Origin of the sequence: Streptomyces sp. NPDC006372 (genome assembly GCF_040612515.1) — a bacterium.
Lineage (GTDB): Bacteria > Actinomycetota > Actinomycetes > Streptomycetales > Streptomycetaceae > Streptomyces.
On record NZ_JBEXQJ010000038.1, the window covers coordinates 1 to 12102 of the forward strand.

Genomic DNA, 12102 nt, shown 5'->3' on the forward strand with positions numbered 1-12102 from the left:
GGTCGTACGCCGCGTCGGACTCCTCCCGGCTGCACGTGTTGGCGAACGCGTAGTGGAACTGCCACGGTCGTCCGCCGATGTGCCCTTCGGTGCGCCGACGTGGGCGCCGGGATGGGTGCCGGTGCGCGCTTCAGGAAGTGGGCGGTGGGGCGTCGTCCGGCGGCGTGCTGCCGGCAGCGTCCGACGGCGGCGCGGAACGGCCCGCGTTCGACGGCGGCGCCGTGCGGCTCGCCTCCGGCGCCGGTGCCGTGCCACCCGCGTCCGGTGTCGCGCCGCCCGTGCCCGGCGGCGGTGTCGCCCCGCCCGCTTCCGGTCCGCCGTCGTCCTGGTGCGCGAGTCGGCCCATGGCGTCCTTGGCCTTGCCCGTGCCCGAATGGATCCTGTCGCTGTACTTGCCCTTGGTCCTCTTGTCGACGGCCTCGGCGGCCTTGTCGAGGCCGTGGTGGATCTTGTCCTCGTGCCGCTGCGCGAGGTCCGAGACCTTTCCCTTGGCCGGGCCCAGCTTGGCCTTCACGTTGTGCAGGAGACCCATGGTTCACCTTCCCTCGCGCGGGGCGGTCACGTACGGGCGCTCTCACCGGCCTCGTTGTCGGCCGCCTTGTCGGTGGACTGCTGCTTGGGGATGTCGACGCTCTCGGTCTCGGTGACCTCGGCCGCCGGCTCGGCCGGCTCCGCTGCCCCGTCAGGCCCCTTCTCCGTCGCGGCCTCTACCGCCTCCGCCGCCTTGTCCGCCTCGGAGCCGGCCTCGGCCGCGTCGGCCTGAGCCTCGACGGCAGGCGCCTCCTCCGTGGCCTTCGACCGCCGGAGAAGTCGTGCAAAAACGCCCATATCCACTCCATACGTTACTCGTGCGGGCGAAATCCCGCGTCGCCCGGTGCGTCCGTTTGCACGGTCCGGGCCACCGCCTCTGTGATCCGGCGGCAGGACCTCGAACGGGCAACGACCCCGCGGCTGTGGCGTCACGTAACTCGTTCGAGAGCGGGGTGTGAGGTTTGCGAGACTGGGGCGGTGAGCAGTGCACTCCCCGCCCCCCGCGTCATCGCCGTCGTCGGACCAACTGCGGCCGGAAAGTCCGATCTGGGCGTTTTTCTGGCTCAGCGTCTCGGCGGCGAGGTCGTCAACGCCGACTCCATGCAGCTCTACCGAGGGATGGACATCGGAACCGCCAAGCTGACGCCCGAAGAGCGCGGCGGCGTCCCGCATCACCTCCTGGACGTCTGGGACGTGACCGTCACGGCGTCCGTCGCCGAGTACCAGCGCCTGGCCCGGGAGCGGATCGAGACGCTGCTGGCCGAGGGCCGCTGGCCGATCCTGGTCGGCGGCTCCGGACTGTACGTGCGCGGGGCCGTGGACAACCTGGAGTTCCCCGGCACCGACCCGGCGGTCCGGGCCCGCCTGGAGGAGGAACTCACGCTGCGCGGCTCGGGCGCCCTGCACGCCCGGCTGGCCGCCGCCGACCCCCAGGCCGCGCGGGCGATCCTGCCCAGCAACGGCCGGCGGGTCGTCCGTGCCCTGGAGGTGATCGAGATCACCGGCAGGCCTTTCACCGCGAACCTCCCCGGCCACGACTCGGTGTACGACACGCTCCAGATCGGCGTCGACGTGGCCCGGCCCGAGCTGGACGAGCGCATCGCCCACCGGGTCGACCGGATGTGGGACGCCGGTCTCGTGGACGAGGTACGCGCACTGGAGGCGCAGGGGTTGCGTGAAGGGCGTACGGCCTCGCGTGCGCTCGGCTACCAGCAGGTGCTCGCGGCGCTCGCCGGGGAGTGCACCCTCGAGGAGGCACGGACCGAGACCGTGCGTGCCACCAAGCGCTTCGCGCGCCGTCAGGATTCATGGTTCAGGCGCGATCCGCGGGTGCACTGGTTGAGTGGGGCCGCGGCCGACCGCGCAGAACTTCCGCAGCTCGCGCTGTCTTTGGTCGAACGACCGGTTACAGCCTGATCACGTCATGGCATCGGGACGCCCAGGCCGTCATCCGGGCCTTCGGCGGCGTGCCATCATCGAGCTTCGATCGACCGAGTTGAGTCCTAGTTGGGAGGGCGCGTGGCGATGGAGGCCGGCCCTCGCGACACCGCACGAAGCACCGATCACATCACCGCCGAGCGGGATGAGCCGGAACTCCGGGACGGACCCGAGCACCGGGACGGGCCGGAGCTGGAGACGGACCGCCTCAGCTCCGACGGGCCCGACGAGACGCAGGGTGTGACCGACGACGGCCCCGAGCCCGGCGAGATGTTCGCCGACGAGGTCGAGGTCGAGCTGCGCCCGCAGCGCCGGCTGCGCATCTGGCAGCTCGCTCCCATCGTGGGCCTCGCGGCACTCGGCTCCCTGATGTTCGCGTTCCCGCTGGCCTTCGACTTCGGCGACAGCGGGGCCGTCATCGCGATGCTCGGCCTGCTGATCTGCTCGTGCGCGGCCGGCTGGGGCATGATGGCGGCCCGCCGTGTGGGTTACACGTGGCCGGGCCTGCCGGCCAAGGGCTCAGGTCGCAAGCCCGACTGGCGGGTCGTCCTCGCCTATGCCGTGATGGTGGCCGCAGTGGTCGTCCTGGCGGTGTGGCGCGTAGCCAGGCTCCGCTAGAGCAGGGCGCCTCCTTCCGGGCGCGGGGAACGGCGCGACAAGCCACGACCGTGCCTGCACCCGCTGACGGTCCGGCCTCGTTCGGCCCTCCCCGCGCGGTGCCCCGTACGATCGAGACATGAGCACGCGGATCCCCTTCCTCAAGGGTCACGGCACCGAGAACGACTTCGTGATCGTCCCGGACCCCGAGAACACCCTCGACCTGCCCCCGGCCGCCGTCGCCGTCCTGTGCGACCGCCGCGCGGGCATCGGCGGTGACGGGCTGCTGCACGTCGTGCGATCCGCTGCCCACCCCGAGGCGAAGGGCATGGCGGCCGAGGCCGAGTGGTTCATGGACTACCGCAACGGCGACGGCTCGATCGCCGAGATGTGCGGCAACGGCGTGCGGGTGTTCGCGCGCTACCTCCAGCGCGCCGGACAGGTCACCGAAGGGGACCTGGCGATCGCCACCCGCGGAGGAGTGAAGACCGTGCACATCGCCAAGGAGGGTGACATCACCGTCGGCATGGGCAGGGCCCTGCTCCCCGAGGGTGACGTCACGGTGAGCGTCGGAGAGCGCAGCTGGCCCGCGCGGAACGTGAACATGGGGAACCCGCACGCGGTGGCGTTCGTGGACGACCTGACGCACGCCGGCGACCTGTACGCCCCGCCGCCCTTCAGTCCGGCCGCCGCATACCCGGACGGTGTGAACGTCGAGTTCGTGGTCGACCGCGGCCCCGGGCACGTCGCGATGCGTGTGCACGAGCGGGGTTCCGGCGAGACCCGCTCGTGCGGTACGGGCGCGTGCGCGGTCGCCGTGGCCACCGCCCGCCGCGACGGAGCCGACCCGGCGGTCACCGGCACGCCGGCGACGTACACCGTCGACGTCCCCGGCGGGACCCTGGTGATCACCGAGCGGCCCGACGGGCAGATCGAGATGACGGGCCCGGCGGTGATCGTCGCCGAGGGCGAGATCGACGCGGCGTGGCTGGAAGCCACCACGGCCCCGTGAGCCGGCCGCATCCGGCCTGAAACAGTCGCGCGCCGTTGGCCGCTCGACCCGAATCAGCGTTGGTAACCGGCCATTTGGCGGAAAGTTGATTGCTGTTGTCGTGATGTACCAGGGTGCAAACCTCACATTCATCGCTCGAATGGGTGATCAGTTTCACGCTCGGCGAGAGGCGGTCAGCCGCGCGTGGTGGGCTCGGTAGCATCAAGCACCGGCCCGGACGGGGGACCGAAGCCGCCCCGTGAGCCGTGTCCGCCCTGGGGCACCCGTCCGCCGGTCCAGCAGCCGGAGGTGCCCATGAGTGCGGAGGCCACGAATTCCGTGACCCCAGGCCCGATGCCGGGCGCGGTGTCAGGAGCGGTGACGCCGACAGCCCCGCGCAGAAAGGCCCGCCCCCGGATCGACCTGCGCCGCCTCGGCCGCGCCGCGCTGCTCGGCCCGGCCGCCCGCGACCGGCTGCCCGACGCCATCAGCCACGTCGTCGAGGCACACCGCGCCCATCACCCCGACGCGGACCTCGAACCCCTGCGCCGCGCCTACGTCCTGGCCGAGTCCTCGCACCGCGGCCAGATGCGCAAGAGCGGCGAGCCGTACATCACGCACCCGCTCGCCGTGACCCTGATCCTCGCCGAACTCGGCGCCGAGACCACCACGTTGACCGCGTCCCTGCTCCACGACACCGTCGAGGACACGGACGTGACGCTCGACCAGGTACGCGAGCAGTTCGGTGAGGAGGTCCGCTACCTCGTCGACGGCGTCACCAAACTGGAGAAGGTCGACTACGGCGCCGCGGCCGAGCCCGAGACCTTCCGCAAGATGCTCGTCGCCACCGGCAACGACGTACGCGTCATGTCGATCAAACTCGCCGACCGGCTGCACAACATGCGCACCCTCGGCGTCATGCGCCCCGAGAAACAGGAACGCATCGCCAAGGTGACACGTGACGTGCTCATCCCGCTCGCCGAACGGCTCGGCGTCCAGGCGCTCAAGACCGAACTGGAAGACCTGGTCTTCGCGATCCTGCACCCCGAGGAGTACGCGCACACCAGGGAGCTGATCGTCCGCAACGCGGCCCGCGCGGACGACCCGCTCGCCGAGGTGGCCGACGAGGTGCGCGGTGTGCTGCGCGAGGCGGACATCCCGGCGGAAGTCCTCATCCGGCCCCGCCACTTCGTCTCGGTGCACCGCGTCTCCCGCAAACGCGGCCGGCTCCGCGGCTCCGACTTCGGCCGCGTGCTGGTCCTGGTGAACGAGGACGCCGACTGCTACGCCGTCCTGGGTGAACTGCACACCTGTATGAAACCGGTGGTCTCGGAGTTCAAGGACTTCATCGCCGTACCGAAGTTCAACCTGTACCAGTCGCTGCACACGGCCGTGGCGCGTGAGGACGGACAGGTCGTCGAGGTCCTGATCCGCACGCACCAGATGCACAAGGTCGCCGAGGCCGGAGTCGTCGCGCTCGGCAACCCGTACGCTCCCGCCCCCGACGACCCGGCCGACGGCGAACGTGTCGACCCCACCCGGCCCGGCTGGCTCTCCCGGCTCCTCGACTGGCAGGAGGCGGCACCCGACCCGGACCACTTCTGGTCGACCCTGCGCGAGGACCTCGCCCAGGACCGCGAGATCACCGTGTTCCGGCCCGACGGGGGCACACTCGGCCTGCCCGAGGGCGCGACCTGCGTGGACGCCGCGTACGCGCAGTACGGCGAGGACGCGCACGCCTGCATCGGCGCCCGCGTCAACGGCCGCCTGGCGACGCTGAGCACCGTCCTGAAGGACGGCGACACCGTCCAGCTCCTCATGGGCCAGGACCCGGCGTCCGAGCCCTCCCGGGAATGGCTGGAGCACGCGCACACCCCCGCGGCCCGGATCGCCATCCAGCGGTGGCTGGCCGCCCACCCCGCGCAGGCCGAGGCCCAGCGGACCGAGCCCCGGGAGGACCGGCAGGGCGATGACCGCGCGCCGGCCCCCCGCCCCGCCACCGCCGACACCCCCGACCAGGACGGACCGGTCCCTGGCCACGTCCTCACCGACCGGCCGGGCGCGACCGTCCGGCTCGCCCGATGCTGCACACCCGTACCGCCCGACGAGATCACCGGTTTCGCCGTTCGCGGCGGAGCGGTCACCGTGCACCGCGTCGAGTGCGCGGCGGTGGCCCGTATGAAGGACGGGGGGCGTGCGGAGGTCGGCGTGCGCTGGGGCGAGGCCACCGAGTGCCGGGTCACGCTGGTCGCCGAATCGTTCGTCCGCCCCCATCTGCTCGCGGACCTCACCGAGGCCATGGCCCTCGAAGGCGCCGAGATCGTCTCCGCCACGGTCGAACCCCCGGCCCAGCAGCAGGTCCGCCACACCTACACCGTGCAGCTCCCGGACTCGGGCCACCTGCCCACGCTCATGCGCGCGATGCGCAACGTGGCCGGGGTGTACGACGTGAGCCGGGCCCAGCCGCAGACCCAGGGCGGCTGAGCCGGGCCGGACCCGGGCACACGAAGGCTGCCACCGGCCCAGACCCCGGTCCCCGGTTCGGGTGGGCCGGACGCGTGTCGTCCTCGTCGCGCTCCGGCGCGCTGATAGCCGTGGGGCATGCTTCTCACCCCCCACACCCACGCCCCCCGCGCCCGCTCCCGGAGAGCTGCGGCGGCGCTGCTGGCCTCGGCCGTCTCCGTCTGCCTCCTCGCCGCGAGCGCCCCCGTCGCACCGCTCGGCATCGGCGACCGGCTCTTCCCGTACCTGGGCAACCCCGGCTACGACGTGGCCTCGTACGACCTCTCCTTCACCTACTCCGGCAGCAACAGCGAACCGCTGCAGGCCGTCACCACCATCGACGCCCGGACCACCGCCGACCTGGACCGCGTCAACCTCGACTTCGCCCACGGCACGGTCCGGTCGGTCGAGATCGACGGCGACCCCGCGACCTTCAGCACCGCCGGTGAGGACCTGGTGATCACCCCCGGGGCCACCGTGCCGGGCGGCAACCGGATGCGGATCACCGTGCGCCACACCAGTGACCCCAGGCCGCCCAAGGGACGCGAGGGCGGCTGGGTGCGCACCGCCGACGGCCTCGCCATGGCCAACCAGGCCGACGCCGCGCACCTGGTGTTCCCCTGCAACGACCATCCCTCCGACAAGGCGATGTACACCATCCGGGTCACCGCACCCGAGGGCCACACGGTCGTGGCGGGCGGCCTGCCCGACGGTGTGGGCAGGTCCGGCGGATCGACCACATGGACGTACCGCACCCGGCACCCCATGGCGACCGAGCTCGCCCAGGTCTCCATCGGCCGCTCCACGGTGCTGCACCGCACCGGCCCGCACGGCCTGCCGCTGCGCGACGTCGTACCGACCCGGCACCGCAAGGCGGTCGAGCCCTGGCTGGCGAAGACCCCCGGCCAGATCGCCTGGATGGAGAGCAAGCTCGGCCGCTACCCCTTCGAGACGTACGGCGTGCTCGCGGCCGACGTCTCCACCGGCTTCGAACTCGAGACCCAGACGCTCTCCCTCTTCGAGCGGGAGCTCTTCACCGAGACCGCCCACCCGGCCTGGTACGTCGAGTCGATCATGGTCCATGAGCTGGCCCACCAGTGGTTCGGCGACAGCGTCAGCCCCCGCACCTGGTCCGACCTGTGGCTCAACGAGGGCTACGCCACCTGGTACGAGGCGATGTACGCCCAGGAGCGGGGCGGCAAGACGATGCGGGCCCGCATGAAGGACGCGTACGGCGCCTCCGACGGCTGGCGCACGGCCGGCGGACCCCCCGCCGCCCCCAAGGCACCCGAGCCCGGCAACAAGGTCGGCATCTTCCGGCACAACGTGTACGACGGCGCCGCGCTCGTCCTGTACGCCCTGCGTCAGGAGATCGGCGCCCCGGCCTTCGACCGCCTGCAACGCTCCTGGGTCGCCCGTCACCAGGACGGCACGGCCTCGACGCAGGACTACATCCGGCTCGCCGCCGAGATCTCCGGGCGCGACCTGGACGGCTTCTTCCAGGCCTGGCTGTACGGCGAGAAGACCCCGCCGATGCCGGGGCACCCGGACTGGAAGCCCTCTGCCTCCGAGCGGGCGGCCGCCCGATAACACGGTGACGAGACGCCCCGTGCCGTGCGACTATCGACGGGTCGGCGCGGCACGGAGCGCCGGGAATCTCCCGGCGAGCTCCTGCGTTGTGGAGATTGACGGACCCGCTCCGGCAGGTCCGCTGCAGCGCTCAGCCGCGGCAAACGGTTTCCCAGCTACGTAAGGATCCAATGACCTCCTCTTCTTCCCCTTCCCAGGACACCAAGCGCTTCGCGCACAGCCACCCCGAGGGTCTTCGGGCCGATGCCCTGATGGAAGAGGACGTCGCCTGGAGCCACGAGATCGACGGAGAGCGGGACGGCGACCAGTTCGACCGCTCCGACCGCGCGGCCCTGCGCCGTGTGGCCGGCCTCTCCACCGAGCTCGAGGACGTCACCGAGGTCGAGTACCGCCAGCTCCGCCTGGAGCGGGTCGTGCTCGTCGGCGTCTGGACCACGGGAACCGTGCAGGACGCGGACAACTCCCTCGCGGAGCTCGCCGCCCTCGCGGAAACGGCGGGCGCGCTCGTGCTCGACGGTGTGATCCAGCGCCGCGACAAGCCCGACGCGGCGACGTACATCGGCTCCGGCAAGGCCGAGGAGCTGCGGGACATCGTCCTCGAGACGGGCGCGGACACCGTCATCTGCGACGGTGAGCTGAGCCCGGGCCAGCTGATCCACCTCGAGGACGTCGTCAAGGTCAAGGTCATCGACCGTACGGCCCTGATCCTGGACATCTTCGCCCAGCACGCCAAGTCCCGAGAGGGCAAGGCGCAGGTCGCGCTCGCGCAGATGCAGTACATGCTGCCGAGGCTCCGGGGCTGGGGCCAGTCGCTGTCCCGGCAGATGGGCGGCGGCAAGGGCGGCGGCCTCGCCACCCGTGGTCCCGGTGAGACCAAGATCGAGACGGACCGGCGGCGGATCCGCGAGAAGATGGCGAAGATGCGCCGGGAGATCGCGGAGATGAAGACCGGCCGCGAGATCAAGCGCCAGGAGCGCAAGCGCCACAAGGTGCCCTCGGTCGCCATCGCGGGCTACACCAACGCCGGCAAGTCCTCGCTGCTCAACCGCCTCACGGGCGCGGGCGTGCTGGTCGAGAACGCCCTGTTCGCGACCCTCGACCCGACCGTGCGCCGGGCCGAGACCCCGAGCGGACGGCTGTACACGCTGGCCGACACGGTGGGCTTCGTCCGCCACCTGCCCCACCACCTGGTCGAGGCGTTCCGCTCCACGATGGAGGAGGTCGGCGAGTCCGATCTGATCCTGCACGTGGTGGACGGATCGCACCCGAACCCGGAGGAGCAGCTGGCCGCCGTGCGCGAGGTGATCCGGGACGTCGGCGCCACCGGCGTACCCGAGATCGTCGTGATCAACAAGGCCGACCTGGCGGATCCGCTGACACTGCAGCGCCTGATGCGCGTGGAGAAGCGGTCGATCGCCGTCTCGGCCCGCACCGGCCGGAACATCGACCAGCTGCTCGCACTCATCGACAACGAGCTGCCGCGCCCGTCCGTCGAGGTCGAGGCTCTCGTGCCGTACACGCACGGCAAGCTGGTCGCCCGTGCCCATGACGAGGGCGAGGTGATCTCCGAGGAGCACACCCCGGAGGGCACCCTGCTCAAGGTGCGGGTGCACGAGGAACTGGCGGCGGAGCTCACGCCGTACGTTCCGGCACCACTCGCCTGACCTGTGCGAAGGCCCGCCCCCGAGCAGTACGGGGGCGGGCCTTCGTGGTGTCGTGCGGTCAGCGACCGCCGTACGTCTTGCTCATGTTCTGGTAGAGCGCCTCGGCCTCCGGGCCCAGCTGCGGGCCCGCCAGCCAGGTGTTGTCGGCCGGGCCGATCGAGGTGTTGGAGACCAGCACGGACTTGCCGCCCCGCACCCGGAACCAGCCGCCGCCGGACGAACCGCCGGTCATGTCACAGCCGATGCGGTACATCGTCGGCAGGCTCGGGCTGAGCGAGAGCCGGCCGGGGACGTCGACGCACTTGAACATCTTCAGGCCGTTGTAGGGCGGCGCCGCCGGGTAGCCCCAGGCGCCCATCTTGGCGGCCTCGGCCGCGGACGGCGCGGAGAAGTCCACGTCCAGTGCGGCGCCGACCGTCTCCTCCAGCGACTTGGCACCCTGCTCGGGCTTCACGTGCAGCACGGAGTAGTCGTACGCGGCCCCGTCGCCGCCGGTCTCCGAGCCGCCCTTGATCCACTGGTTGGAGGTCGAGGCCCAGTCCGCCCACCAGTTGCCGTACGGGGCGATCTCCGCCGGGTTCGCGTTGCCCAGCTCCGCCTCGGACTTGCCTAGGTCGTTGTAGGCCGGGACGAACATGATGTTGCGGTACCAGCCGCCGTCGCCACCGGCGTGCACGCAGTGGCCCGCAGTCCACACCAGGTTGGACTTGCCCGGGTGGTTGACGTCCTTGATCACCGTGCCGGAACAGACGGCCGGACCGTCGGGGGAGTCGAAGAAGACCTTGCCGACCGGTGCCGCGTTCTCGTGGTAGGGCGTCTTCTCGGCCTGCGCCTTGACGGGTGCCGGGTCCGGATCGCTGAGGCCCTGGCCGGCCGACGCGTCCTTCGTCGTGACCGTCTTGTTCGCCTCCTTCGCGGACTTCATCCGCTCCGGCTTCCAGAGGCCCGCGATCACCGGGTTGACGAAGTCCTTGGCGTCACGGAGCCACTTGTCCCTGTCCCAGTTCTTCCAGCCGCCGTCCTTCCACTGGTCGACGTCGATCCCGTGCTCCTTGAGCTTGCCGGCGAGATCGGCCGGGATCTCGACCTTGCCGTCGCCGTCCGCGGCCTGCGAGGTGGTGGCGTCGGGCTTGTCGCTAGCCGAGTCCGAGGAACCGTCACAGGCGGTCGCGGTGAGCGCCAGGGCGGCGACGAGCCCGGTGGCGGCGAGAACGCCGCGCCGCCCGCGCTTCGGTGCCGCGGGCATACGTGTGGAACGCATGGTGCGTTGACCCCCGTTGGTACGTACGAATGTGGTGCTGCGTGTGCATGTCACGCAGGGGCTGCCGGGGCCTCCCGGTGCGATTCCCCACTATGCCCGGGGAGTTGGGGGCGTACCGGGGCGGGGCGGTGAAGGTTTCCGTGAGTCCACGGGTGGTCCCGCCCCGCCGCCGACGGTGCTCAGCCGGTCGTCACCGGCCCGCGAACTTCTTGCTGACCGAGTCGTAGACGCCCTCGGCGACCTCGCCCAGGCGCGGTCCGGCCAGCCAGCCCGACTTCACCGGGCCGATCGAGGTGTTGGACACCAGCGCGGGCTTGCCGTCCGAGCCGGTCGCCACCCAGCCGCCTCCCGAGGAACCACCGGTCATGGTGCAGCCGATGCGGTACATCGTCGGATCCGACGCGGTCAGCGACAGCCGTCCCGGCTGGTCCTGGCACCGGAACAGCTTCTGCCCGTCGTACGGCGGCGCGGCCGGGTAGCCGATCGCGGTGACGCTCTTCGCCTTCGGTACGGCAGGCGCGCCGAAGTCGACCGGCAGCGCCGAACCGACCGTCTCCTCCAGCGACTTGCCGCCGCTGCCCTTCTCCGGCGTCACATGGATCACCGCGAAGTCGTACGGAGCGCCGTCCCCGCCCGTCGAACCGCCCTGCTCGATCCACTGGTCCGAGGTCTGCGCCCAGTCACCCCACCAGACACCGTAGGGGGCGACGTCCTCCCTGGTGACGTTCTCCAGCTCGGCGACCGGCTTGCCGTCGTCGTTGTACGACGGCACGAACGCGATGTTGCGGTACCAGCCGCCCTTCTTGCCCGCGTGCACGCAGTGGCCCGCCGTCCAGACCAGGTTGGACTTGCCCGGGTGAGCCGGGTCCTTCACCACGGTCGCCGAGCAGACGGCCGAGCCCTCGGGGGAGTCGAAGAAGACCTTCCCGGCGGTGGGGACGTTGGCGTGGTACGACGGCGGCACGGCCTGGGCCTCGACCGGCGCGGGCGTGGGGTCGGTCACGCCCTGGTCACCGGAGAGGTCGCTGTCGTCCACGCCCTGGTCGGGCTCCTCGGCGTCCCGCATGCGGTCCGGGTTCCAGAGTCCCTCGATGATGGGGTTGATGTACTCGTTGGCCTCGCGCAGCCAGTCGTCCCGGTCCCAGTTCTTCCAGGCGCCGTTCTTCCACTTGTCGATGTCGATGCCGTGCTCGCGAAGCCGGTCCCTGATGTCGGCCGGGATCCTCAGCTTGCCGTCGTCGGAGGCGCTCGCGGACGCGGAGGCCTCACCGCCCGCAGCGGCGTCCCCCGACTCGCAGGCGGTGGTGGTCAGCGCGAGTACCGAGGCGAGAGCCACGGCGGCCGGCACGGGGGAGATCCTGCGGCGCGCCCTCCCCCCTCGGCCGGCGGTGGACGACGTCCGTATGGATCGCATGATCTGACTCCCCCTGAGGTGGAACGAGTGTGGACGAACCAGTGCGTCGGCCCCGTCTTCCGCTGACTGACGGGAAGTCCGGGCCGACCGCGCGGCGTCCGGGAACGGCACCACA

The 12102-nt window shown here is 71.4% G+C and carries 10 protein-coding genes; 6 read left to right on the forward strand and 4 right to left on the reverse strand.

Annotated features, from left to right (window positions below; genetic code table 11):
* Nucleotides 1–130: 130 nt before the first annotated feature.
* Together ABZ016_RS36165 and ABZ016_RS36170 are read right to left on the reverse strand one after the other, a co-directional pair.
* Nucleotides 131–532 carry an Rv0909 family putative TA system antitoxin gene (locus ABZ016_RS36165; RefSeq protein WP_356920964.1) on the reverse strand — a complete coding sequence of 134 codons (402 nt, stop codon included), beginning with the start codon at nt 530–532 and terminating at the stop codon, nt 131–133.
* Nucleotides 533–558: 26 nt separating this feature from the next.
* Entirely contained in the window at nt 559–828 is a 270-nt protein-coding gene (locus ABZ016_RS36170; protein WP_356920965.1) for a hypothetical protein, read from the reverse strand.
* A 180-nt stretch (nt 829–1008) separates the two neighbouring features.
* On the opposite strand from ABZ016_RS36170, the gene miaA reads away from it, so the two are divergent.
* The 6 genes from miaA to hflX all read left to right on the forward strand — a co-directional run bounded on the left by miaA (nt 1009) and on the right by hflX (nt 9312).
* The gene (gene miaA, locus ABZ016_RS36175; RefSeq protein ID WP_356920966.1) at nt 1009–1947 is read left to right on the forward strand and encodes a tRNA (adenosine(37)-N6)-dimethylallyltransferase MiaA; all 939 of its coding nucleotides are present in this window, start codon (nt 1009–1011) and stop codon (nt 1945–1947) included.
* Between the two features lie 108 nt (nt 1948–2055).
* Nucleotides 2056–2586, forward strand: coding sequence for a hypothetical protein (locus ABZ016_RS36180; RefSeq protein ID WP_356921021.1), 531 nt, complete (start codon nt 2056–2058; stop codon nt 2584–2586).
* A 118-nt stretch (nt 2587–2704) separates the two neighbouring features.
* Nucleotides 2705–3577: a diaminopimelate epimerase gene (dapF, locus tag ABZ016_RS36185; protein WP_356920967.1), complete on the forward strand. Its 873-nt coding sequence runs from the start codon at nt 2705–2707 to the stop codon at nt 3575–3577.
* A 294-nt stretch (nt 3578–3871) separates the two neighbouring features.
* Nucleotides 3872–6040 (forward strand): HD domain-containing protein, encoded by a 2169-nt coding sequence (locus ABZ016_RS36190; protein ID WP_356920968.1) that lies wholly within the window; start codon nt 3872–3874, stop codon nt 6038–6040.
* Between the two features lie 117 nt (nt 6041–6157).
* A complete protein-coding gene (locus ABZ016_RS36195) occupies nt 6158–7648 on the forward strand; it encodes a M1 family metallopeptidase (protein WP_356920969.1) in 1491 nt (496 codons plus the stop codon).
* A gap of 170 nt (nt 7649–7818) precedes the next feature.
* The gene (gene hflX, locus ABZ016_RS36200) at nt 7819–9312 is read left to right on the forward strand and encodes a GTPase HflX (protein ID WP_356920970.1); all 1494 of its coding nucleotides are present in this window, start codon (nt 7819–7821) and stop codon (nt 9310–9312) included.
* Between the two features lie 58 nt (nt 9313–9370).
* Here hflX and ABZ016_RS36205 read toward each other — a convergent pair whose 3' ends face one another.
* Nucleotides 9371–10558, reverse strand: coding sequence for a hypothetical protein (locus ABZ016_RS36205; protein WP_356920971.1), 1188 nt, complete (start codon nt 10556–10558; stop codon nt 9371–9373).
* 205 nt (nt 10559–10763) lie between these two features.
* Nucleotides 10764–11987 (reverse strand): hypothetical protein, encoded by a 1224-nt coding sequence (locus ABZ016_RS36210; RefSeq protein ID WP_356920972.1) that lies wholly within the window; start codon nt 11985–11987, stop codon nt 10764–10766.
* Nucleotides 11988–12102: the final 115 nt, after the last annotated feature.